At 67.2% G+C, this 25242-nt stretch carries 16 protein-coding genes; 14 read left to right on the top strand and 2 right to left on the bottom strand.

Annotated elements, in window-relative coordinates; all coding sequences use genetic code 11:
- The first annotated feature begins 2 nt into the window (after positions 1–2).
- The 9 genes from recG to AC5P5M_RS04065 all read left to right on the top strand — a co-directional run bounded on the left by recG (position 3) and on the right by AC5P5M_RS04065 (position 16488).
- Positions 3–2114 carry an ATP-dependent DNA helicase RecG gene (gene recG / locus AC5P5M_RS04105; protein ID WP_495205591.1) on the top strand — a complete coding sequence of 704 codons (2112 nt, stop codon included), beginning with the start codon at positions 3–5 and terminating at the stop codon, positions 2112–2114.
- A 299-nt stretch (positions 2115–2413) separates the two neighbouring features.
- Positions 2414–3352 (top strand): nucleoside hydrolase, encoded by a 939-nt coding sequence (locus AC5P5M_RS04100; protein ID WP_053520044.1) that lies wholly within the window; start codon positions 2414–2416, stop codon positions 3350–3352.
- 88 nt (positions 3353–3440) lie between these two features.
- On the top strand, positions 3441–3683 hold the full coding sequence (locus tag AC5P5M_RS04095; protein WP_005410871.1) for a type B 50S ribosomal protein L31: 243 nt from the start codon (positions 3441–3443) through the stop codon (positions 3681–3683).
- Positions 3684–3979: 296 nt separating this feature from the next.
- The gene (locus AC5P5M_RS04090; protein WP_164150898.1) at positions 3980–5257 is read left to right on the top strand and encodes a citrate synthase; all 1278 of its coding nucleotides are present in this window, start codon (positions 3980–3982) and stop codon (positions 5255–5257) included.
- Positions 5258–5556: 299 nt separating this feature from the next.
- A complete protein-coding gene (locus AC5P5M_RS04085) occupies positions 5557–6066 on the top strand; it encodes a fimbrial protein (RefSeq protein WP_258012806.1) in 510 nt (169 codons plus the stop codon).
- Between the two features lie 52 nt (positions 6067–6118).
- Positions 6119–8878 carry a TcfC E-set like domain-containing protein gene (locus tag AC5P5M_RS04080; RefSeq protein WP_495205590.1) on the top strand — a complete coding sequence of 920 codons (2760 nt, stop codon included), beginning with the start codon at positions 6119–6121 and terminating at the stop codon, positions 8876–8878.
- Positions 8875–10005 carry a CblD like pilus biogenesis initiator family protein gene (locus AC5P5M_RS04075; RefSeq protein WP_495205589.1) on the top strand — a complete coding sequence of 377 codons (1131 nt, stop codon included), beginning with the start codon at positions 8875–8877 and terminating at the stop codon, positions 10003–10005. The genes AC5P5M_RS04080 and AC5P5M_RS04075 overlap by 4 nt, the downstream gene beginning before the upstream one ends.
- Positions 10006–10027: 22 nt before the next feature.
- Positions 10028–10735, top strand: a complete 708-nt coding sequence (locus tag AC5P5M_RS04070; RefSeq protein ID WP_180875899.1) for a pilus assembly protein — start codon at positions 10028–10030, stop codon at positions 10733–10735.
- A 53-nt stretch (positions 10736–10788) separates the two neighbouring features.
- Complete coding sequence (locus AC5P5M_RS04065; protein WP_495205588.1) at positions 10789–16488, top strand: ESPR-type extended signal peptide-containing protein; 5700 nt, start codon at positions 10789–10791, stop codon at positions 16486–16488.
- 84 nt (positions 16489–16572) lie between these two features.
- Here AC5P5M_RS04065 and AC5P5M_RS04060 read toward each other — a convergent pair whose 3' ends face one another.
- Entirely contained in the window at positions 16573–17220 is a 648-nt protein-coding gene (locus tag AC5P5M_RS04060) for a hypothetical protein (protein ID WP_495205587.1), read from the bottom strand.
- A gap of 155 nt (positions 17221–17375) precedes the next feature.
- Positions 17376–19796 (bottom strand): penicillin-binding protein 1A, encoded by a 2421-nt coding sequence (locus AC5P5M_RS04055; RefSeq protein WP_065181675.1) that lies wholly within the window; start codon positions 19794–19796, stop codon positions 17376–17378.
- Positions 19797–20015: 219 nt separating this feature from the next.
- On the opposite strand from AC5P5M_RS04055, the gene AC5P5M_RS04050 reads away from it, so the two are divergent.
- The 5 genes from AC5P5M_RS04050 to AC5P5M_RS04030 are packed head-to-tail and all read left to right on the top strand — an operon-like array spanning position 20016 to position 25079.
- Positions 20016–21074, top strand: coding sequence for a pilus assembly protein PilM (locus tag AC5P5M_RS04050; RefSeq protein WP_053518451.1), 1059 nt, complete (start codon positions 20016–20018; stop codon positions 21072–21074).
- Entirely contained in the window at positions 21074–21901 is an 828-nt protein-coding gene (locus AC5P5M_RS04045) for a PilN domain-containing protein (protein ID WP_277381055.1), read from the top strand. The genes AC5P5M_RS04050 and AC5P5M_RS04045 overlap by 1 nt, the downstream gene beginning before the upstream one ends.
- Positions 21898–22554 carry a type IV pilus inner membrane component PilO gene (locus AC5P5M_RS04040; RefSeq protein ID WP_053518455.1) on the top strand — a complete coding sequence of 219 codons (657 nt, stop codon included), beginning with the start codon at positions 21898–21900 and terminating at the stop codon, positions 22552–22554. The genes AC5P5M_RS04045 and AC5P5M_RS04040 overlap by 4 nt, the downstream gene beginning before the upstream one ends.
- The gene (locus tag AC5P5M_RS04035; protein ID WP_053518457.1) at positions 22554–23087 is read left to right on the top strand and encodes a pilus assembly protein PilP; all 534 of its coding nucleotides are present in this window, start codon (positions 22554–22556) and stop codon (positions 23085–23087) included. The genes AC5P5M_RS04040 and AC5P5M_RS04035 overlap by 1 nt, the downstream gene beginning before the upstream one ends.
- A gap of 21 nt (positions 23088–23108) precedes the next feature.
- Positions 23109–25079 carry a type IV pilus secretin PilQ gene (locus AC5P5M_RS04030; RefSeq protein ID WP_053518459.1) on the top strand — a complete coding sequence of 657 codons (1971 nt, stop codon included), beginning with the start codon at positions 23109–23111 and terminating at the stop codon, positions 25077–25079.
- Positions 25080–25242: the final 163 nt, after the last annotated feature.

Genomic DNA, 25242 nt, shown 5'->3' with positions numbered 1-25242 from the left:
CCGTGGCACGCAAGGCGGCGGTCACTCCGGTCCTGTCACCGTCCGGCGAAGCATCCCTGGCGATGCTCGCCGGCGTGGGTCCGGCCGTGGCCGCCAAGCTGCAGGCGCGTGGCCTGGCCACCCTGCAGGATCTCTGGCTTCACCTGCCGCTGCGCTATGAGGACCGGACCCGGCTGACCCGCATCGAAGACCTGCGATCCGGCGTGCCGGCACAGGTGGAAGTGCGCGTCGTCGCGGTCGAGCGCGGCATGCGCTACCGGCCGATGCTGAAGGTGGCGGTCGAGGACGAGGGGCAGGGCACCCTGGTGCTGCGCTTCTTCCATTTCCGCCAGCAGCAGGTCGGCCAGTTCGCGGTCGGCAACCGCCTGCGCTGTTTCGGAACGCCCAAGCCGGGCCACCTTGGCCTGGAAATCGTTCATCCCAGCTACCAGGTGCTGGGGCGCAACGATGATCCTGAACTTGGCGACCGCCTCGATCCGGTGTATCCCACGGTGGAAGGTGTGGGCCCGATGACGATGCGCAGGCTGATCGGCCAGGCACTGGATCGCCTCCCCGAAGAAGCCGCGCTGGAACTGCTGCCCGTTGGCTGGCTCGATGGCCTCGGCCTGCCGTCGCTGCGCAGTGCGCTGCTGACGGTGCACCGGCCGCCACCGGATGCCGACCTGGCCGCGCTGGCCGCCGGCACCCATCCGGCGCAGCGCCGGCTGGCGATGGAAGAACTGCTGGCGCACCACCTCAGCCTGCGTCGCCAGCGCATCGCGCTGCAGGCGCATCATGCGCCGCCGCTGGCCGGCCCCGGTGCGCTGGCCGAGGCGCTGCTGAAGCAGCTGCCGTTCGCCCTCACCGGCGCGCAGGCGCGCGTATTCAAGCAGATCCGCGAAGACCTCGCGCGACCTCGTCCCATGCTGCGGCTGGTGCAGGGCGACGTGGGTTCCGGCAAGACCGTGGTGGCCGCGCTGGCCGCCATGCTGGCGGTAGAGCAGGGCAAGCAGGTCGCGCTGGCTGCGCCCACCGAACTGCTGGCCGAACAGCATCTCAACAATCTGCGCGGTTGGCTGGAGCCGCTGGGTGTACGTATCGCCTGGCTGGCCGGCAAGGTCACCGGCAAGGCGCGCGCGAAGGTGATGGAACAGGTCGCCAATGGCGAAGCGCAGGTGGTGGTCGGCACCCACGCGCTGATGCAGGAGGCGGTGGTGTTCCAGGACCTCGCCCTGGCCATCGTCGACGAACAGCACCGCTTCGGCGTGCACCAGCGCCTGGCGCTGCGCGACAAGGGCGCCGGCGGCAACAGCGTGCCGCACCAGCTGGTGATGACCGCCACGCCGATTCCGCGCACGCTGGCGATGTCCGAGTACGCGGACCTGGACGTATCGGCCATCGACGAACTGCCACCGGGCCGTACGCCGGTGCAGACCGTGGCCCTGAACAACGACCGCCGTCCGGAGCTGATCGAACGTATCGCCCTGGCCTGCGCGGAAGGGCGGCAGGTGTACTGGGTGTGTACGCTGATCGAGGAAAGCGAAGAGCTGGATGCCACGCCCGCACAGGCCACCTTCGAATCGCTGCAGGCGCTGCTGCCGGGCGTGCGCGTGGGGCTGGTGCACGGGCGGATGAAGGCCGCCGAGAAACAGGCGACCATGGTCGCGTTCAAGGCCGGTGACATCGACCTGCTGGTGGCGACCACGGTGATCGAAGTGGGTGTGGACGTGCCCAATGCCTCGCTGATGGTGATCGAGAACGCCGAGCGTCTGGGCCTGGCCCAGCTGCACCAGCTGCGCGGTCGCGTCGGCCGCGGTTCGGCGGTGTCGCGCTGCGTGCTGCTGTACCAGGCGCCGCTTTCGCAGATGGCGCGTGAGCGTCTGCAGACCATGCGCGAAACCAACGATGGCTTCGTCATCGCCGAGAAGGACCTGGAACTGCGCGGGCCGGGCGAACTGCTTGGCACGCGGCAGACAGGCCTGGCCGGCTTCCGCATCGCCGATCTGGCACGCGACGCCGGCCTGCTGCCCGGCGTGCATGACCTGGCCGAGCGCCTGCTGGCCCAGCAGCCCGCACTGGCCGACCGCGTGGTCAGCCGCTGGATCGGCACGGCCGTGCGCTACGCCTCGGCGTAAGCGGCCTCTCTGCGCTGAGCGCGGGAGTCGAGCATGGCTCGACTCTACAGACAGCCTTCTCGATCATCCCGTGGAGGTGTCGACCAAGGTCGACACCTACCAGAGCAAAATGCCGTTCCGACAGGCCGCGGGAAACTGTCGGACCCACCCCCGCCATCCCACAGAAAACCAGCTTTCGCCGTTGCTCTGGCGTTTGCCGTTGATTCGGCGGGTGCAGGGCACAGCCCTGCCAGAACCCCCATACTTGCAACGGTCATCATCCCGGTCCACACTTCGTTGCCGATCTGAAGACGGCAACGATGACCCACAAGATCCCCCTGTTGATCGACACCGATCCCGGTGTGGACGACGCCCTGGCCCTGCTGATGGCCTTTGCCGATGAACGGCATGACGTGGTCGCCCTGACCATCGCCGCCGGCAATGTCGGCCTGCAGTACACCGTCCGTAACGCCCTCAAGCTCTGCGACATCGTCGGCCGTCCCGACGTGCCGGTGTTTGCCGGCAGCCCCGATCCGCTGCTGCATCCCTCCGTCGATGCCGCGCATGTGCACGGCCGTGATGGCTACGGCGATGTCGATCTGCCACCGCCGGGCCGACAGGCCGAAGCCGAGCATGCCGCGCTGGCGATCCTGCGCCTGTCGCACAAGCATGCCGGCGAACTGATGCTGGTGATGCTCGGCCCGCTGACCAACCTGGCGCTGGCGCTGAAGCTGGACCCGACCCTGCCTCAGCGCATCAAGCGCATCGTGGTGATGGGCGGCGCGGTCACCTGCCACGGCAACATCACGCCGGCGGCGGAGTTCAACATCGCCTTCGATCCGGAAGCGGCGCACGTGGTGTTCACCGCATTCAAGCACCTGCTGGTGTCGGACTGGGAAGCCACCGTCGCCCACGGCCTGCCGCTGCAGGAGGCCGAGACGTGGCTGCAGGCCGATTCGGAGCGCGCCCGCTTCTATGAGCTGATCTCGCGCAAGACCCGTGGCCTGTCCGAAGACAGCAAGGGCGGACGCTGGTACACCGCCGATGCCCTGGCCATGGCCTGGGCGCTGAACCCGGAAGGGCAGCTGCGGGTGGAATCGCGGCCGCTGAACGTGGAACTGAACGGCACGTTCAGTCGCGGCGCGACCCTCGTCGACTGGAACCGCCAGACCGGCCAGCCGGACAACTGCGACCTGCTGATGGCCTACGACCAGGCCCGCTTCGAAAGCCTTGTGCGGCAGGCACTTGGCGCGGACTGAGCGCGGATCCACCCAACCGGTTGCCCCAAGGGGCGGCCGGTGCTTATAATGCCGCTCTTGACCACCAGCCCATTTACGGTGTGAGCCCATGAAGGCCGATATCCATCCGAACTACCGCGACGTCGTCTTCCATGACGTCACCTCCGATTTCAAGATCCTGACCCGCTCCACCATGGCGACGAAGGAAACCATCCAGTGGGAAGACGGCAACGAATACCCGCTGGTCAAGGTTGAAATTTCCTCGGCTTCGCATCCGTTCTACACGGGCAAGCACAAGGTCATCGACACCTCGGGCCGCATCGACAAGTTCCAGAAGCGCTACGCGCGCTGATCTGTCGATCCCGCTCCGAACCGACGGCCGCGCTCTGCGCGGCCGTTTGTTTTTCCCCGGCGCCTGCCCAACAGGCGTTTGGATGGACAGAACACTGCGTTCGCGTGACAACGCTTTTGCCGATCCGGGCCACTCGCTGGCCGGGTTCCGGCCGCCTGCCGTCTACGACTTCCGTCTAGCACCGGGCAAATGCTGCTGTGCGATAATGGCGTGATCCACGACACAGGTCGTGGACGTCATTCACGTGCCTGACCAATGCGCTTGGGCAGGCGCCTTCCCATGAAGGAGCGCACACAGTGTCCGATCTTGATCAGGTCACGCTCAACGCCGGCGACACGTCGGTCGTTCTGCCCGTCATCAAACCCACCCTTGGCAACGACTGCGTCGACATCGCGAAGCTGACCAAGGAAACGGGGTTCTTCACTTACGATTCCGGCTTCACCGCGACGGCCAGCTGCAAGTCCGCCATCACCTACATCGACGGCGACAAGGGCGTGCTGCTGTACCGCGGCTACCCGATCGAACAGCTGTCGGAAAAGTCGAGCTACGTCGAAGTGGCCTACCTGCTGATCAACGGCGAGCGTCCGAGCGCCGAGCAGCTGAAGGCCTTCACCGATGAGCTGGCTGCCGAGGCCAACGTCCCCGATTCGATCAACACCCTGATCGGCAGCTTCGCCAAGGATGCCCATCCGATGGCCATCCTGGCTGCCGCGATCGCGCAGCTGTCGGCCGTCTACCACGACGCGCTGGACCTGTCCGACGCCGAACAGCGCCGCCAGGCCGCTGTGCGCCTGATCGCCAAGGTGCCGACCCTCTCGGCGCTGATCTACCGTCACGGCAAGGGCCTGCCGGCCAACACGCCCGACACCTCGCTGGATTACGTCAGCCGCTTCCTGAAGCAGACCTTCGAGTCGGCCGACGGCCAGTACGAACTGAATCCGGACGTGGTCAAGGCGCTGGACCTGCTGTTCATCCTGCACGCCGACCATGAGCAGAACGCGTCCACCTCGACGGTGCGCCTGGTCGGCTCGACCGGTGCCAATCCGTATGCGTCGGTTGCCGCAGGCGTCACCGCGCTGTGGGGTCCGGCCCATGGCGGTGCCAACGAAGCCGTGCTGAAGATGCTGGAAGAAATCGGTTCGGCCGACAACGTGGAATCGGCCGTGCTCAAGGCCAAGGACAAGACCTCCGGCTTCCGCCTGATGGGCTTCGGCCACCGCGTCTACAAGAACTTCGATCCGCGCGCCAAGGTCATCGGCGAGATGACCAGCAAGGTGCTCAAGCAGCTGGGCGTGCAGGACCCGCTGCTGGACGTGGCCGTGAAGCTGGAGCAGGCCGCGCTGCAGGACGACTACTTCGTCGCCCGCAAGCTGTACCCGAACGTCGATTTCTACAGCGGCATCATCTACAAGGCGCTGCAGATTCCGACCGAGATGTTCACCGTCATGTTCGCCCTGGGCCGTACCTCCGGCTGGGTGTCGCATTGGCTGGAACAGCAGGTCGATCCGGAAATGAAGATCGGCCGTCCGCGCCAGGTCTACACCGGCAGCGACGTGCGCGACTACCAGGGCTGATCGCCCCGCAATCGCAACGTGGAAGAACGCCCCCGCAAGGGGGCGTTTTTTTTTGCCCATGCCATGGTCCCCCCTCTGGCTGTAGCAATGCCGAAAGCGTCGCATTCTGCTGGTCACGGCACGCGCGATGCGTGTGTGATGTCGCAGAAGTACGCGTAATCGGCAATCAAGAAACGTTGCATGTACACCGCAGGAGCCGATCAATACCTTGACCGCGCTGCTGGCAGGGCAGGTCCGTGCCGGCAGTGCTTCCATCCAGGAGGCAACCCAATCCATCAGAGAGAGAAACCATGTCGCACATGTTCAAGAAGGCCGCCCTGGCCGTGGCGCTCGCCGGCGCCTCGCTGACCGCGCAGGCCGCCGTGGAAACCAACATCACCGTGTGGGCGAACGTCGATCCGACCCTGTCCCTGCTCAAGGCCGACGGCACCGCGCTGCCGGACGCGGTGCAGCTGGTCTACCGCGCCGGCGGTGCCGGCCTGTCGTCGTGGACCGAAGATGTGCGCATCTTCACCAATGACACCGAGAAGGACGTCAGCGTGCGCCTGGCGGCCGACGCCGTGCTGCGTCCCGACCTGGCCGCACCGGGTGCCATCAACGTGCCGCTGACGGTCAGCCTCAACGGCCGCGCCCTGGAGACCACCCCGATCGACTTCGCTGCAGACGACCTGTTCGACAGCGCGATTCCGGGTGCGTCGATCGCCATGCCGCTGCGCGTGCAGCAGACCGTGTCCGGCGAGATCAACTTCGCGGGCCTGTACAGCGGCACCGTTGCGCTGGTCGTGTCGCAGAACACCGCCGCGCCGTAATCCCCACCGCGCCGGCCCGTGCGCGGGCCGGCCGGCCATCGGTTGTCTCCCCATGTTGATACCTGCACCTGCCCACAGCCGGCTGGCGGTCGCGCTCGCCCTGACGTTGGCCATTCCGGCCCTGCCGACTGTCCACGCACGGCCGGTACCGGCCGGTTTCGAAGACCTCGCCAGCGGCCAGACCGAGCGTGTCGAGGTACGCCTGTTCGGGCAGTCGGCCGGCCTGTGGTCCGCCTGGGTCACGCTGGATACGGTGCAGCTGGACCAGCCCGCGCAGGTACTGGAAGCCCTGGGTCTCAGCGCCGATGCGCGCGACGCGCTGCAGGCGGCACTGGCTGCACCGCTGCCGCGCAACAGTCATCTGGCCTGTCCCTACGGCCAATCGGATCCCGGCTGCGGCTGGATCGACAGTCCGGACGATCCTGCGCAGGTGCACGCCATCTTCGATGAAAGCGATGGCGTGCTGATGTTGTTTCCGGCACGCCGGTGGCTGCCACAGCAGAGCGCGCAGCGCTCGCCGTTCCACCAGGTGTCCGAGCAGGCACAGAACGCGCTGCTGCAGCAGCAGACCGTGAATTTCAGCGGGGGCGATGGCTATCAGGCGTTGAGCGTGCAGGGCAGCACGGTGCTTGGCGTGCTGCGCGATGGCCATGTCGCCAGCAGCTGGAACTACAGCCGCCAGGCGCGGCAGGGTTATCGCGCGCATGACCGCTTCCAGCTGGACGATCTCTACTATCGCCACGATCTTGCCCAGCGCCACTACGTGCAGCTGGGCCGCATGGACCGGCGCAATCTGTCCAGCCAGCAGGGCGGCACCTTCGGGTTCGGCATGCTGCCGCTGGATCGCTTCGAAGGGCTGCGCGTGGGTACCACGCAGGCCTACGTCGATACCGACGCGAACGTCACCTCCACCCCGTTGACCGTGCTGCTCGGCCGCGATGCACGCGTGGACGCCTTCGACGGTGATCGCCTGCTGCAGACCTTTTACCTGCAGGCCGGTGTCAACGATCTCGATACGCGCCGGTTTCCGCTCGGCAGCTACACCGTCACCCTGCGCATCTATGAGGATGGCCGCTTCGTGCGCAGCGAGGAGGCGCCCTTCAGCCGGGGCGGCGACTGGTCCGAGCGCAGCCTGCAGTGGTTCGTGCAGGGCGGGCGCCGTCGTGCGCATGCGACACGTGCAAGTGACATCGGCGATGCGTCCGACACGGCGGTACAGGCGGGGTTGCGCATCCCCCTTGCGCGCAACTACGGCATGACAGCGGGTATCGCCCGCGTCGCCGATACCGGTTACGGCGAACTGCGCCTGGAGGGACGCCAGCAGTTCGGGCGGCATGACCTGCAGGCGATGGTCGGCGTGCTGAACGGAGGCGACGGCAGCCACGGCCTGCAGCAGCAGCTGAGCTATCGCCACTACGCGTCCTGGAATGTCTATCGGCAACGCCTGCGCGGCGGTGCGTGCCAGAGCAGCACGCCGGTGCTGCATGACCGTTTCGGTTGTGTCGATGCGCTCAGTGCCTCGGTATCGGCGCCCCTGTTCGGCGGCAGCCTGTACCTGGGATACACGCGCCGGCGCAGCTTCACCCCGGAGTGGAGCCTGCCCGGCGAAGACGACGATGCCTGGACGGGCCTGCCGCCGGGCCTGCTGCCGCCTCATGTGCCGGCGCTGCGTCCTGCGCAGACCTCGCGCAGCCTGCAGGCCAGTTACAGCCGTACCCGGCAGTGGCGTGGACTGAGCATCGGCAGCCGGCTGGGGGTGTGGCAGCAGGACACCGATACCGGCAGCGGGCGCGGGCCTGCCCGTGATCGCGGCCTCTACCTGAACATTGCAGTCTCGCGGCTGCAGCGGATCGACGACGGCAGCGTGCAGCAGCGCGTGGCGCTGGACATGCGCCAGCCCCAGCACAGCCGCCCGGATGCCCGCCTGGGCCTGTCGCATTCGTTGCGGCAGGAGCGCGACGGCGACGCGCGCGATCTGGGCGTCGAGCTGAGCGCGTACAACGACGACCGCTACAGCGCGCTGGCCAGCGCCCGTATCGATAACCGCTTCGGGCAGAGCGGTGCATCGGTGTCGTACTACCAGCACCACGGTGGGGGTGAACTGGCCTACAGCGGCAACCACACGTCGGGGCTGTCGCTGTCCGCACGCGGGCTGCACTGGGGCGGCGCCCATGGCGCCGATGCCGGGGTAGTGGTCAGCGTGGACGATGCGCGCGATCTGGAGCTGAGTGGCGCGGCTGCCGACATCCGCGCCGGCAGCAACCGGCGCCGCATCCTCGGCTTCGGCGAGCGCCGGCTGCTGCCGCTGGGCGGCTACCAGCGCCACCGCGTGGACGTGCAGGACGCCAGTGCGCACGACAGCGACGCCGCAGTGCGTGTCGCCCGCCTGGGCGCGGCGCAGCACGCCTTCCTGCTGCCGGGAAAGGTGATCGCGCTTCCGGTCACGCTGGACGTGACCTACACCTTCATCGGCAACGCACGCGACATCGCCGGTACCCCGCTGGAAGGCGCCCGCATCCTCAATGCACCGGTGCCCTCGCTGGGCCGCGACGGCGGCTTCATCGCCGAATTCCCGCAGCGCGAGCCGGTGCTCTACCTGCTGCGTGCAGGCGACCTGCTGCAGTGCCCGCTCACCGTGCGTGAGCGCCGCAGCGTGGTGCTGCTGGTCGGCCAGGTGCAGTGCGAACCGCTGGCGCTGGAGCAGTTGCCGGCACCGATCCGCCACCAGGCGCGGGTACAGCGCCTGTTGAACGAACTGGCCCCGGTGGCGGGGCGCAACGAACGCAATGTGATGAGTGGAGGTGCGCGATGAGGACCGCATGGAGGCTGCTGCTGGCCGCGGCCTGCCTGCTTGGCAGTGCACAGGCGCTGGCACAGCGCCCACCGGCAACGACGCCGGCCACCGGCGTGATCACCACCGACATCGTCCGCACCTTCGACCGCTCCGCGCCCGAAGCACTGGAGCTGTGGGCGCCGCGGACGGTGCTCGGGTATGGGGAGGTGGAGCTGGGGTACGGGAAGATCCATTTGACGTGTGGTGATGGACCGGAACACGGACGGTGCCCGACGCGTGATACGCAGGAGCCTGCGTCTCCAAAGATCCATTTTCCGCTTCAGTTCACTGAACGACGCAGTGGTCAAACAACAGATATCGGTGTAACTGGTTGGCTCGAGAGAATTGAGTGGGAGCGATATTGCAGTGTCGATCTCTGGGACCCGGCAAGGTATCCACTTTGGACGTCGTTCTATAACGACTGCATGATCGCGCCGGGTGGCTCAGCAGCGTCCCTGCGAGTGCAAGAAGAGGACGTCCAGAATCTCGTCGCCGGCCGCTGGACTGCAGAACTCCGCCTCAACCTGCGCATCGATCCTGACGGCCCGATCATCGCCACCCACGTGTTCCGGTTCGATCTGACCATCACCGATCGCGACCGCACCATGATCTACCTGCCCGAGTTCGGCATGGCCGAGCCGCTGGTGGGCCTGCAGCTGGACTACCGGCCGATTCCCTCACCCGGCACGATCGGTGGCACCGCCGTGCTGGACATGTGCCTGTACGACGGCATGGGCTCGCAGAGCGAGTATCTGGCCATCACCGCACGTGACATGGGCCCCGCCGCGCCGGGCCGTCCGCCATCGCAGTACTCGGTCTGGCACCGCGACGGTGGGCGCGAGGCGCAGGACCGCCTGGACTACCAGCTCAGCCTAGACCACAGCGGCCAGAAGATCGCCCTGCACAACAACGAGGAAGTGCTGCTGCGCGGCATCGATACCGCCGAGCTGCGGCTGGTGATGCTGCCCGACATGAACCAGTGGGTGTACTGCGTGCCTACGCCGCTGACCCTGGAAACCCCCCGTGTGCCGGCGTCCGAGAAACGCGAGGGCTACTACGACGGCCGCCTCAAGCTCGAAATGCGCCTGCCGACCGACCGCCTCTGACCTTCCCCTGGAACCCGATCCCATGAGCAAGATTCCCCTGGCCGGCGCGCTGCTGCTGGCCCTTCTGCCAGCGGCACCGGTGCTGGCCAATCTCAACGTCCATCCGATGCGCGTGCATGCCGAAGCCGGCAAGACCACGACCGTGCGCGTGCATTCGCAATCACCGCAGCCGCAGTACGTGCAGGCCACGGTGAAACGCATCCTGCACCCGGCCAGTGACCACGAGGAAGAAGTCGATGAGGCCGTCGGCACCGCCGCCGTCATGGCGGTCACGCCAGGACGCTTCGGTCTGGCAGGGGGCGGCACGCGCCTGATACGGATCATTCCGCTGCAGCCGGTCGAGCAGGAAACCGCGTTCCGCGTCTACTTCGAAGGCGTACGCGGTCCCGATGACAGCACGCCGGAGGTACCGGTGCAGGGCGCCAGCGCCACCCTCGGCGTCAGCCTGGTCTGGGGCGTGCTGGTCAATGTGCTGCCCGCCGAGGGGCGCGTCGAGATGGCCCTGGACGGTGATCGCCTGTTGAACCGCGGCACGCTGCGGCTCGGCGTCAACCAGGTGCAGGACTGCGCCGCAGACGGCCGCTGCACCACGCACGAAATCAAACGCAGCCTTTACCCCGGCGCGGCGATGACGCTGCCGTTCGTGCCCCGCGCTGGCGGGCGTGTGGAGATCGACTACCGGCTCAGCCACGCCGGCTTCCGTGAGCACCGGCAGACGCTGCAGCCCTGACTGCCTGGCCTTGCGCACCCTCAAGTTCCCGTTTCCCAACCACCGAGACATCGATGAATCGCATCTACCGTTTGATCTGGAATACCCGCCTGCGCTGCTGGGCCGTGGCCAGCGAGCACACCCGTTCGCGCGGCAAGCCGGCTTCGGCGGCACGCCCGCTTGCCGCCGCCCTGTGCGTGATGCTGGCCGCTCCCGCGTTCGCGACCGAGGTTGCATCGGATCCGTTGATCGTGCCCGACGCCATTGCGGCGGAGGCTGACGCAGCACCGGCAGAGTGGGACGCGTTGCTGAGCGCGTTCATCGGCTCGCCTGCCACGTCGCGCAGTGTCGGCACTACCAGCTACCAGAACGTGCTGATCGGTGGGGGTTCCACGGTCAACAGCACCAAGGGCGTGGCCATCGGCGTGGGTTCGGTCACGGCGTTCGACGGCATCGGTATCGGCAACAATGCCAAGGGACTTGCCGGCGGCGTGGCCATCGGCATCAATGCGAACACGGGGTCCGGCGAAGGGGGGACTGCGATCGGCAAAGGCGCCACGGCGCTGGGAGTCGGGGCCGTCGCGATCGGGCATAGCAGCTACGTCGGCGCGCCTGGTAACAGTGCGGTCGCGGTCGGGCGCAATGCCCGGGCCGAGGGTAGCGATGCCACGGCGATGGGGCCGAGGGCACAGGCGTCGGGATCCAGATCGGTAGCGCTGGGCAACAATGCGCAGGCACAGGCGCAGGGATCCGTCGTCATCGGTGACGGCAGCAGACTTGCCAACGGCAACGCACACCACGCCATCGTGATCGGCAGCGGTGCGCGCTCCGGCGGCTACGATGCGGGCATCGCCATCGGCCAGAACGCCGTGACCGACGGCCACGGCAAGGCCGTGGCGCTGGGTGCCAACGCCAATGCCGGGCAGAGCAATGCAGTGGCCCTGGGCGCCGGCTCGGTCACCAGTGCCAGCAACCAGGTCTCGGTGGGCAATGACACCCTGAAGCGCCGCATCGTCAATGTGGCCGATGGCACCCTGAGCACCACCAGCAGCGAAGCAGTGACCGGCAAGCAGCTGCACGCCACCAACCAGAGCATCGCCAGCGCGACGGGCACGGCGAACGCGGCGAAGACGGCCGCAGACCAGGCTGCGACGAAAGCCGGGCAGGCCTTGGCCAGGCTGGATGGCAGCCGCATCGCGATTGGGACCGGTGCCACTGCAACGGGCACCAACAGCACCGCCATCGGCAATGCCGCCGATGCGTCCGGTGGCTACAGCAACGCCCTGGGTTTCCAGGCGTCCAGCGCCGGCAGCAACGCCGTGGCGATGGGCACCCTGGCATCGGCGGACGGCAGCAGTGCAGTCGCGCTGGGCAATCGCGCGCGGACCGAGGGGGGCGACAATGGCGTGGCCATCGGCAATGCGGCGTTGGCCTACAACAATGACGGTCTTGCACTGGGCAACAATGCCCGCAGCGGCGTCAATGCGGCCGGTGAGCGCGTTGCCGCGTCCAACGGCGGCGTGGCGCTCGGCACCGGCTCGCGCAGCGGCAATGGCGGCGTGGCATCGGGCCTGCGTGCCTCGGCCACCGGCGATCGTGCCGTGGCCATCGGCAACGACGCCAAGGCCGACGTGATCCATGCCACCGCACTGGGCTATCAGGCGGCGGCCACAGGCAACCAGGCTACGGCGCTGGGCCGCGGCAGTGTGGCCAGCGCCCGCTTCGCTACATCTGTCGGCAATCTGTCCGAAGCGACGGCCGAGAGCAGTGCCGCCCTTGGCGACCGCGCGCTGGCCAACCACACCGGTTCGGTGGCGCTGGGCAGTTCCTCCACCACCTCCGGCAGCAACCAGGTCTCAGTCGGTAATGCCACGCTCAAGCGCCGCATCGTCAATGTGGCCGATGGCACGCTGAGCAGCATCAGCACCGAGGCGGTCACCGGCAAGCAGCTGCATGCGACCAACCAGAATGTCACCGCAGTCAGCCAGGCGGCTACTGCGGCCCAGGCCGATGCCACACGCGCGCTGACGGCCCTGGCCAGCACCACCACCGCCGTCGGCCAGGGGGCGTCGGCGGGTGGCAATGCCGTGGCGGTCGGCCATTCGGCGAAAGCGGAGGGCTCCCACAGCAACGCCTTCGGTTACCAGGCCAGCGCGGCCGGCGCCAACGCGGTGGGCGCGGGCACCCTGGCGGGCGCCGCGGCTGACTCCTCGGTGGCGCTGGGCAATCGTGCCGCCGTGGATGCCACCTCCAGCGGCGCCATCGCACTGGGCACCAACGCCAAGGTCAATGCGCAGGCGGGCAACAGCGTCGCCCTGGGCGCGGGCTCGGTGGCGACCGGCGCCAACCAGGTCTCGGTGGGCAGTGCCACGGTGAAGCGGAACATCGTCAATGTGGCTGACGGAACGCTGAGCACCACCAGCGCCGAGGCGGTGACCGGCAGGCAGCTGCATGCCACCAACCAGAACCTCGCCACGGTGAATGCGCTGGCCAACACCGCACACAGCATCGCCAACGATGCGCAGACCAAGGCCAACGCGCTGGGGGGGCTGCTCAGCCAGAGTGCCGGCAACAGCGACGTCCGTGTCGGTGCCAGCAATACCGGTGGCGCGGTGGACATGCGCAACCAGTCCAGCGCCAACCGTCGCGTCACCGGCGTGGCCGACGCGGCACTCAGCAGCACCAGTGCCGATGCGGTCAGTGGCCGGCAGCTGCATGCCACCAACCAGAACGTCACGCAGGTCACCGCCACCGCCGCCACGCTCAGTGGCCTGGTCGGCCAGGCGGCAGCCGGCGGCGATCTGCGACTGGGCGCGCAGAACAGTGGCACCGTCCTCGATGTCCGTAACCAGGGTAACGCCAGCCGTCGTATCAGTGGCGTCGCCGATGGTGTGCTGAGTGCAGCCAGTACCGACGCGGTGAGTGGTCGCCAGCTCAACACCACCAACCAGAACGTGACCACGGCCACCACCCTGGCCAATACGGCGCACAGCGTGGCCAACGCCGCCCAGTCCACCGCCAACGATGCACAGGGCAAGGCCAACGTGCTCGGTGGCCTGCTCAGCCAGACCTCGTCCACCGGCGACGTACGACTGGGAGCCGCCAACAGCGGCGGCGTGCTGGATGTGCGCAACCAGGGCAACCAGGCGCGTCGTGTGCAGGGCGTTGCCGCCGGTCAACTGTCGGCCACCAGCGACGATGCAGTCAGCGGCCGCCAGCTGTTCGACAGCAACGCGCAGATCGCCCGCAACCGTACGGACATCGACCGCCTGCGCGAGGACTTCGAGGGCTTCGATCCGGACCTGTCCGATGTGGTGCGTTTCGACGCAGGCGGCAATGTCGACCTGGAGGGTGGGCGCCTGCTCGCCGTAGGCGACGGGCAACTCAGTGCCGACAGCCGCGAGGCGGTCAATGGCGCGCAGCTGTTCGCCACCAATACTAACGTTGCCGAGCAGGGCGCGCAGATCGCATCCGCCCGGGACGACCTGGACGCGTTGCGCGTGGACTTCGATAATTACACGCCTGACCTGGGCAGCGTCGTGCAGTTCGGCGAGGACGGCACGGTGGACCTGAAGGATGCGCGTCTGGTCGCTCTGGCTGAGGGCGAGATCGCGGCAGGCAGCCGGGAGGCGGTCACGGGCGGGCAGCTGTTCGCGACCAATGAGCGGGTGTCGGTGCTGGAGGAGGCGCAGAAGTATGCGGTTGTCGGATTTGACGATCTGAGCATGCCGGCTCACGCCGAGATACTTGGTACTGCTTTGGGGAGTGACACCAAGGCGTTGGCGGAGGGTGCAACTGCGATTGGTAGCTACGCGCAAGCGAGGGGAAAGAACTCTGTATCGCTGGGGCGAGCTGCGCTGGTACATGTGGGGGCGGAAGACGGATTTGCACTAGGAGCGCGTTCGCAAGTACACATTCGCAACGGCGTTGCGCTTGGCGGCGCCAGCCAAGTTCTGCCGGACGCCGAAAACAGCGTCGCGCTTGGACATAGTTCGCTTGCCAGCGGCGCATACGAAGTCTCACTTGGCCATATCAATCTCAAGCGTCGCGTCACCAATGCGGCCAACGGCGTTCAAGGTCATGACCTCACCACCGTCGACCAGCTCTCCGGCGTGGTGAACGCTCTCGGCGGCGGCGCGGGCTTTGCCGTGGATGGCAGCGTGATCGCTCCCTCCTATGGTGTGCAGGGCTCCATACACGGTACGGTAGGCGATGCACTGGCCGCGCTGGATGCGGGCGTGGACAGCAATCGTGGCGGACTGGATGCGATGGACGCGCGCCTCGATACGCTGGATCAGGCGCGGGCGATGGCGGATGCCAGTGCCGTGCGCTTCGGCGCCGACCGTTCCGCCGTCGATTTCGGTGGCGCGCGCCTCATCAACGTTGGCGAGGGTGATATCAGCCATGCGGGCAGCCGGGAGGTTGTCACGGGCGGGCAGCTTCATGCCAGCAACCAGCGGATCGCGGGCCTGGAGGAGAAGCACCTGTACGCGGTCGTGGGCTATGACGAGCTGAGCAAGCCAGCGGAAGCGAGGCTTCTGGCAACGGCAATGGGTAGCGACACCTATGCTATGGGCGAGGGAGCCACAGCAATCGGAAGTTTCGCGCAAGCATGGGCTAAGAACTCCGTGGCATTGGGTCGTGCGGCATTGGTTCATGAAGGCGCAGAAGGGGGCTTCGCGGTAGGGCCGCGTTCACAGGTCCAGGCAGAGAACGGTGTAGCGCTTGGCGTGGCCAGTAAGGTGCTCGCGGGAGCTCGAGATAGCGTCGCCCTAGGTTATGCCTCCTTCGCAACTGGAGAGTATGAAGTTTCTTTGGGTGGTGCTGGCATCTTGCGCAGAGTCACCAATGCCAAGAACGGCATCAACGCCAATGACCTCACCACCGTCTCCCAGCTCCGCAGTGCCTTCGCGGCCTTCGGCGGCGACATGCGCATGGATGCCGACGGCAACATCGTCGCGCCGGAGTTCCACGTGCAGGGCCAGCGGCAGGCCACGGTCGGCGATGCGCTGAAGTCGCTCGACGGCGCGGTGGTCGACACGCGCCGGGATCTGGCCAGCATCGATGCGCGTTTCGAGCGCCTGTTCGACGATGGCGGCCTCCGCAGTGACGGTACCGGCCAGCTGCGGCTGGCCGGGGAGCACGGCAGGGTGCTGGGCAACGTGGCCAACGGCATGATCGCGCCGGGCAGCCGCGATGCGGTCAATGGCGGTCAGCTGCACGCCGTGCAGCAGCAGCTCAACGGCCGTATCGACGGACTGCAGTCGCAGATCGACGGGTCGGCGACGGCCAGCCGCCAGGCAGCGGTGGACGACGTCGCTGGCGAGTCGCCGGCGGACAGCCAGACCCCGGCCCCGCCGGTCAAGGACGCGCCGTCGGTGGCCTCCACCGACACGCCGAAGCCGAAGCCGGAAGCCGACGATCCGTTGCCGCAGGTGGACTCGCGTGCCGTGGATCAGGCGGTGAACCAGGCGCAGGCCTACACCGACCAGGCGATGGCCAGCGTGGACCGCCGGCTGGACCGGATGGACAAGCGCCTGAACCGCATGGCGGCAATGGGCAGTGCGCAGGCGGCGATGGCGATGAACACCGCCGGCCTGCAGACCTACAACCGCCTCGGCGCGGGTGTGGGCCATGCCGAAGGCGAGTCGGCGCTGGCGGTGGGTTACCAGCGCGTGCTCAACGAGCGCGGCTCGGCCACCTTCAGCCTCAATGGTGCCTTCACCAACAGCGGTGAGCGCACCGTGGGCGTGGGCTTCGGCGTGGGCTGGTAACCGGCAGGGCGACGCGGTCCGGTCGCCCTGATGCATGACGACGCCCCACGCGGTCCGCCGCGTGGGGCGTCTGCGTTGTGGGGCTCAGATGCTGCCGAGATAGCTTTCGATCTGCTCCTGGCTGAGCAGTTCGCGCAGCTGGGCCTGCGAGGCGCGCCGCATCGGCTTCTCGTCGACCGGTGACAGCGGTGCCTGGCGCAGGGCGTCATACGGCAGCACAGCCAGGTCGAACGTCAGTTCCTCCGCACTGAACACCCAGACCGGCACGTCCAGGCTGCGCTCGCGGTCCAGGCGCAGCCGGCGCACGCGCGACTCGGCCGGAATGCCCTGTTCGTCCAGGAAGCGATGCACGGCTTCGGGGTCGTCGCTGTGCAGATGGAGCTGCACGGGGCTGTTGGCATCGGCGGTGCCGTCCAGCACCGGGCCGACCAGGCGCGGGGCGAAGGCATGCAGGAATTCCAGTGCGCGCAGCGCAGCTTCGCGACGGCGCTGCAGCTCGTTGCCGTGCTGGGGACCAGCGAACAGGCGCTGGTATTCGCGCAGCGCGTCCTCGATCTCGACATTGCGGGGCAACGAGGCATCGTCATGGATGCCGAGCCGGCTGGCCGCCTTCAGTTTGGCCTGGTGGAAGTCGCGGATGCCGCCTTCGGCCATCAGGCGGGCGGCTTCGTGGGCGAGGCGGTGACGACGCTCACGGGTCTGGGTGGTGGCATGCTGGCGGGCGCGATGCATGCGGGAACTCCTGTTGCGACCTGGCTACAGACTAGCGCAACGGTGTGACATCTGCGTGGGCAATGGAGAAGGGATGCGGGGCCGGGCCCACGCTCGGCTGGGCGGGCCGTCGAGCCGGGCATGCGCCGGCTCGACGGTGACGCCCGCGGCGCGCGTCAGAAGATATCGAACGCAGCCGCGTCGGCCTGCGGAGTATTGAGGTTGAGGTCGTAGTCCGTCAGGCGATCCATGTCCTCCACCTTGACCCACTCGGTCGCGCCGTTGAGCGTGGTCTGCACCATGCCGCTGGGCGGGTCGTTCTGCGCGATCGGCGTGTCCTTCAGCGCGGTGCGCATGTACTCGATCCAGATCGGCAGCGCTGCCTTGCCACCGTATTCGCGGTAACCCAGCGAACGGAAGTCATCGCGGCCCACCCACACGGTGGTCACGTACGGGCCGCCGAAGCCGGAGAACCAGGCGTCGCGGTGGTCGTTGGTGGAGCCGGTCTTGCCGCCCACGTCCTCGCGGCCGAGCACCTTGGCCTGCGTGCCGGTACCGCGCTGGACCACATCGCGCATCATCGACACCAGCTGGTAGGCGGTGCGTGCATCGATCGCGCGCGGCGCGGTGCGCGCATCCGGGTTGACCGGTGCGGCAGCGGTTTCGGTGGTGGCCTGCGCCTTGGCGGCGGCCGGGTCCGGCGTGGGGGCCGGGGCACCGAAGTTGAAGCCGTCCACGACCTGGCTGACCGGCTGGTCGCTGCTGCCGGCACAGTCGCGGCAGGCCAGTGCCGGGTTTTCCTTGAACACCAGGTTGCCGTCGCGGTCGTTCACCTGGTCGATCAGCCAGGTGTCCACGCGCGAGCCGCCGTTGGCGAACACGGCATAGCCACGGGCCACCGACAGCGGGGTCAGCGAGGCGGTGCCGAGCGACATCGACAGGTTCGGCGGCAGCTCCGATTCGGCGAAGCCGAACTCGCTGATGTACTTGCGGGCGTAGTCCACGCCCATGCCGTCGAGCAGGCGTACCGAGACCAGGTTGCGCGACTGCACCAGGGCTTCGCGCAGGCGCATCGGGCCGCGGAAGCCACCGCCATCGTTCTGCGGTGCCCAGGTCTTGCCGCGGCGGTCGCGGAACACGACCGGGGCATCAAGCACGATCGAAGCCGGGTTGTAACCCTTGTCGAACGCTGCGGCATAGACGAACGGCTTGAAGCTCGAACCGGGCTGGCGACGGGCCTGGGTGGCGCGGTTGAACTTGTTGCCGGAGAAGCTGAAACCGCCGACCAGCGCCTTCAGGGCACCGCTGTGGGCATCCAGCGAGACCAGCGCGGACTGGCCGCGCGGGATCTGGTCCAGCAGCCACTCGCCCTCCTTGTCGCCGGCGCGCACACGCACGATGTCGCCGCGCTGCACCAGCTTGCCAGGGGTCTTGTTGGTCCACCGGGCGGCACCGGCCGGCAGCACGATCTCGCTGCGGTTGGCCAGCACCACCGTGGCGCTGCCATCGGCACCGGCGCTGGCAACGATCGCCGGCAGCAGGCCGGCCTGCGCCGGGATGCCGCGCAGATGTTCGGCCAGGGCGGCGGCATCGTCGCCGGCCCCCAGCTGCACCTGCTTCTCCACGCCGTGCCAGCCGTGGCGGTGGTCATACAGCAGCAGGCCGTCACGCACCGACAGGTTGGCCGCGGTCTGCAGGGTCGAATCGATGGTGGTGGTGACGTGGTATCCCTTGTTGACCACGTCGCCGCCGAAGCGCGCGATCATCTCCTGGCGAACCAGTTCGGCCACGTAGGGCGCCTCGACCTGCACCGGCGGCTCATGCGCGGTGGCATGCATCGGCACGGCCTTGGCCGCATCGGCCTCGGCCTGGCTGACGAACTTCAGATCGGCCATGCGCTGCAGCACATAGTTGTCGCGGCGCTGGCGGGCGCGTTCCGGGTTGGAGATCGGGTTGCCGGAGGAGGGGAACTTCGGGATGCCGGCCAGCGAGGCCATCTCATCCAGGTCCAGCTCGGCCAGCTTCTTGCCGTAGTAGAACTCCGCTGCCGCGGCCACACCGTAGGCACGGTTGCCGAAGAAGCTCTTGTTCAGGTACAGCTCGAAGATCTCGTCCTTGCTCAGCTCGGACTCGATCTTGCGGGCCAGCAGGATCTCGGCCAGCTTGCGGGTGTAGCTGTACTCGGAACTGAGGAAGAACTGGCGGGCCACCTGCTGGGTGATGGTGGACCCGCCGGGCACGCGCTTGTCGTTGGTGGTGGCCAGCAGCCACACCGCGCGGGCGATGCCCTTGTAGTCCACGCCGCCATGTTCATAGAAGCGGGCGTCCTCGGTAGCCAGGAAAGCCTGCTTGAGCTTCTCCGGCACGTCCTTCATGGTGACCGGGGTGCGCCGGGTCTCGCCGAACACCGCCATCAGCTTGCCGTCGGCGGCATAGACGTACATCGGCTCCTGCATCTCCACGTCGCGCAGGGTCTGCACGTCGGGGAGCTTGGAGGACACAGCGTAGTAGAGACCGCCCACAGCGGCCGCACCGATCAGCGCCAGGACCAGGACAATCAGGAAGATCCAGCGCAGCCAGCGGCGGAGTCGAGTCATCGGGTTCAGATTCCGATTGCGAATTTCGTGGTCGCAGAGTATAGATTACGCAAGGTGGCGGCTGGGGTCGGCACCGGGGAGCGCAAGGGGAAACGCCAGGGGCTGCATCGTGAACCTGTGAGGGAATTCACAGCAGGGCGGTTGCCATTTGCTAAGAATACGTTATTAATGCGCGGTCGCAGTTCTTGCGTCCAAGTGCCCGTCGGCAGGGGAGAAACCGTGGGGCTCATCCCAAAAAGTCAGTCGCCGCTTATTGGCGTCGACATCAGTTCGACTGCGGTAAAGCTGTTGCAGCTTTCCCGCAGTGGCAATCGTTTCCGTGTGGAACATTACGCCGTGGAACCACTGCCGCCGAATGCGGTCGTGGAGAAGAACATCGTCGAGGTGGAGGCCGTGGGTGAGGCCATCCGCCGGGCGTTGAACCGTTCCGGCAGCAAGGCGAAGCAGGCCGCCGCCGCCGTGGCCGGCTCGGCCGTGATCACCAAGGTGATCCCGATGCCGGCCGAGCTCGACGAGAACGACATGGAAGCGCAGATCGAGCTGGAAGCGGTCAACTACATTCCTTATCCGATCGAGGAAGTGAACCTGGACTTCGAGGTGATCGGGGTGATCCCGAACAACCCGGAGATGGTCCAGGTGCTGCTGGCCGCGTCGCGGTCCGAGAATGTGGAACTGCGCCAGTCGGCGCTGGAACTCGGCGGCCTGCAGGCCAAGGTGATGGACGTGGAGGCCTTCGCGGTCGAGAACGCCTTCGCCCTGGTTGCCAGTGAGCTGCCGGTGTCCACCGACGGCGTGGTCGCGTTGGTCGACATCGGCGCCACGATGACCACCCTGAACGTCCTGCGCGGCGGGCGCAGCCTGTACAGCCGCGAACAGGTGTTCGGCGGCAAACAGCTGACCGACGAGATCATGCGCCGCTACGGCCTGAGCTACGAGGAAGCCGGCCTGGCCAAGCGCCAGGGCGGGCTGCCGGAAAGCTACGAGATGGAAGTGCTGGAGCCGTTCAAGGAAGCCACGGTCCAGCAGATCAGCCGCCTGTTGCAGTTCTTCTACGCCGGCAGCGAATTCAATCGTGTCGATCATATCGTGCTGGCCGGAGGCTGCGCGGTTCTTGGGGGCCTGCCGGAAATGGTCGAGGAGCAACTGGGTGTGCCGACCGTGGTCGCCAATCCGCTGGCGCAGATGACGCTGGGACCGAAGGTGAACGCGCATGCGCTGGCCCAGGATGCTCCCGCGCTGATGATCGCGACCGGTCTGGCGCTGAGGAGCTTCGACTGATGGCACGCATCAACCTGTTGCCCTGGCGCGCCGAACGGCGCAAGCAACGCCAGCGCGAGTTCTACGCAATGCTGGGCATGGCCGCCGTGGGTGGCCTGCTGCTGTCGCTGATGATCTGGTTCTACTACGACCGCCAGGTCAGCGGCCAGATGGACCGCAATGCCTACCTGCAGGCCGAGATCGACAAGGTCAAGGAGCAGAACAAGGAGATCGACCGCCTCGACGCGCAGAAGGAGCGGCTGCTGGCGCGCAAGAAGGTGATCGAGGAACTGCAGGCCAAGCGCTCGCAGATGGTCCACCTGTTCGACGCGCTGGTGCGCACCATTCCCGATGGCGTCGTGCTGACCGCCCTGAAGCAGGAAGGGGACACCCTTACCCTGGAAGGCCGCACCCAGTCCAACGCCCGCGTTTCGGCGTACATGCGCAACCTGGAGACGTCCGGCTGGATGGCCAGTCCGGAGCTGTCGATCATCGAGGCGCGTGAGCCGGACAAGGACAAGGACGGTCGCCCGGGCCCGGTATCGGACATCAAGGCGCTGCCGTATGTGTTCGTGGTCAAGGTGAAGCTGCCGGCGCAGAGCGAGGAGGCCACCGCGCCGCCGGGCCTGAATGCCGATGGCACCGTGGCACCGGCCGCAGCCGCCGAACCGGTCGCACCGCTGTCTGCCGCACCCGAGGCGGCCACACCCGCCGCACCGGCCGCACCCGTCACCACGCCGCCCCCGGCAACGGCCCCGCCGGCCGCCGCGCCGGCCAAGCCGGAGGGCAGCCGGCTGGCGCAGCCGCCGCAGGCCTTCCACGCCCCGTCGCAGGGGGATCGCGCATGAGCCAGAAGATCGATCTCAAGAACCTGGATTTCAACGACATCGGCAACTGGCCGCAGAAGGCCAAGATCGTCTTCTGCGCGCTGCTGGCGCTGGTCATCATGTTCGTGGCGTGGATGCTGCTGATCAGTGGCAAGCGCGAGGAACTGGAGGGCCTGGAGCGGCAGGAGACCGAGCTGCGCACCGAGTTCACCAAGCAGCAGGAACGTGCGGTGAACCTGGCGCCGCTGAAGCAGCAGCTGGCACAGATGGAGCAGGTGCTGCAGCAGATGCTGCGGCAGCTGCCGAGCAAGACCGAAATGCCGGACCTGATCATCGACATCTCGCAGACCGCGTTGTCCAGCGGCCTGTCCAACGAGCTGTTCGAACCCGAGTCCGAGCAGATCAAGGAGTTCTACGCCGAGAAGCCGATCAAGCTGCGGATGGTGGGCAGCTACCACCAGTTCGGTGCGTTCGTCAGCGGCGTGGCTTCGTTGCCGCGGGTGGTCATCCTGACCATGCACGACATCAACCTCAAGCCCAAGGACAAGACCAGCGGCAACGTCCGCGCAGGTGCGCTGGAGCTGTCCGGCACGGTCAAGACCTACCGGTATCTGGACGAAGCCGAAGTGCAGGCGCAGCAGAGCGCTGACGCCGGCAAGGAGGGCGGGAAGTGATGCGCGCACAGATCGTACGCGGGTCGATGGTGCTGGCGGTCCTGCTGCTGGCCGGCTGTGGCCGCGGCGTGACCAGCACGCCGGGCGATGCACCGAACCTGGAGAAGTGGGTGGAGGGCGAGCGTGCGCGACCGGCGCAGCCGCTGGAGCCGCTGCCGGTGATGCAGCAGTTCGAGACCTTCGAATACTCCGCGCAGGGCATGCGCGATCCGTTCACCGATGCCTGGACCAATCCGCAGCAGGGGAACGGCGGATTGCGACCGGACCCGAACCGACGCAAGGAGCCCCTGGAGGGCTTCCCGCTGGACGCACTGGACATGGTCGGCACCATCGGCACCGGCGGCAGCACCGTCGCGCTGGTGATGGGGCCGGACAAGGTCACCTACCGGGTCCGCCCGGGCGGCTACCTGGGGCAGAGCGACGGGCGGGTCACCGCGGTCTTCGAGGACCGCGTTGAACTGATCGAACTGGTGCCGGATGGCGCGGGTGGTTGGCTGGAACGGCCAGCGACGCTCGCGCTGGAAGATCAATGATCGTTTACTGGGGATAGCACGATGACCTTTCACCAAGCCAAGGGGCTGCGTCCCATCCGGCGCTCTACCTTGAACCGTGTCAGCGCGCTGGGAGTCGCGCTGATGCTGGCCTGCGCTCCGGCGCTGGCCGCCGCACCGGCGGAGAAACCGGCCAGCACCGCGGTGGCCCCTTCGGCCCCGGCGACAACTGGCCTGTCGGTGTCCAAGATCGATTTCAAGCGCGGCGATGACGGCGTCGGCCGCCTGATCCTGCAGTTCGACGGCCAGGGCGCGATTCCCGACCTGCGCACGCAGGGCAGCAACGTCGTGGTCGACGTGGGCAACGCGCGCCTGCCGGCCAACCTGCAGAAGCCGATGAACGTGGTCGACTTTGCCACGCCCGTGCAGCGCATCGATGCCAAGCCATCGGGCGCCGGGACCCAGCTGGTGCTGAGCACGGCGGGTACGGTGGAGTCGCTGGCCTACCAGAGCGGCAACGAATACGTGGTCGAGATCAGTCCGCGACAGGCGCCCGCCGCCGTCGGTGCGGTCAACGCCGGTACGGTCACCCAGGCGGCGAAGGCCGTCGGCCAGCGTGGCTACTCGGGCAAGCCGGTCACCTTCAACTTCCAGGACGTGCCGGTGCGCACGGTGCTGCAGTTGATCGCCGAAGAATCCAACCTCAATGTCGTGGCGTCCGATTCGGTACAGGGCAACGTGACCCTGCGCCTGGTCAACGTTCCGTGGGACCAGGCGCTGGACATCGTGCTGCGTGCGAAGGGCCTGGACAAGCGTCGCGATGGCAGCGTGATCTGGGTCGCGCCGCAGGCCGAACTGGCCAAGTTCGAGCAGGAGAAGGAAGACGCCCGCATCGCCATCGAGAACCGCGAAGACCTGGTGACCGATTACGTGCAGATCAACTACCACAGCGCCACGCAGATCTTCAAAGCGCTGACCGAGGCCAAGGGCATCGGCGGCGGTGGCGGTGGTGGAAGTGGCGGTTCCTCGTCGCAGGAGGAAAGCGGGTTCCTGTCCACGCGCGGCCGCATCGTTGCCGACGAGCGCACCAACACGCTGATGATCAGCGACATCCCCAAGAAGATCGCACGCATGCGCGAACTGATCGGGGTGATCGATCGTCCAGTGGACCAGGTGCTGATCGAAAGCCGCATCGTGATCGCCACCGACACCTTCGCCCGCGAACTGGGTGCGAAGTTCGGCATCAGCGGCAGCCGCGACAATGTCTACTTCAGCGGCAGCCTCGACGCCAACGCCAAGACCCGCAAATCGCAGGTCGATACCGCGCTGGAGAACGCCAAGGCCGTGCGTGAGTGGCAGGCCGGTGGCAGTGTCGGTCCGGCACCGGTGCCGACCGGCTCGACCATCGAGCGTGGCCTGAACTGGAACCTGCCGGTGGCCCTGGCCAACAACCCGGGTTCGCTGGCGCTGTCGATCCTCAACGCGGGCTACCTGCTGGATGTCGAGTTGTCGGCCATGCAGGAGGAATCGCGTGGCGAAGTGATCTCCAATCCGCGCGTGGTCACCACCAACCAGCGCGAGGCGATGATCAAGCAGGGCAAGGAGATCGGCTACGTCACCATCAGCGGTACCGGTGCCGCCGGGGGCGCGGGTTCGACGCCGAACGTGCAGTTCAAGGAAGTCGTGCTGGAGCTGCGGGTGACCCCGACGATCACCAATGACAACCGCGTGTTCCTGAACATGCAGGTCAAGAAGGATGAAGTCGATCGCCTGATCGAACTGCAGGGCTACGGTACGGTGCCGTCGATCAACCGCCGCGAAGTCAATACCGCGGTGCTGGTCGAGGACGGCCAGACCGTGGTGATCGGCGGTGTGTACGAGTTCACCGATCGCAACAGCATCAGCAAGGTGCCGTTCCTGGGCGATGTGCCGTTCCTGGGCAATCTGTTCAAGAAGCGCGGTCGCAACAAGGACAAGGCCGAGCTGCTGGTGTTCGTGACGCCGAAGGTGCTGCGCGTGGCCAAGCAGAACTGAGCCACCGCCTGCAGCAGGTGCGAAACGGGGCCGCCACGTGCGGCCCCGTCTGCGTTGCGGCCATGCATCCACGCAGGGCGTGGACGCTGTTCAGCGTCTCTTGATGCCATCGCCGGGGCACCCTGCGATGATGTCGGGAACCCGTGCCGTCCTGTGCCGGTCA

It is taken from the genome of Stenotrophomonas sp. YJH_SMC_106-19 (genome assembly GCF_059368375.1).
The sequence above is the reverse complement of the archived record's forward strand: the minus strand, read 5'-3'. Positions and strand labels throughout refer to the sequence as shown.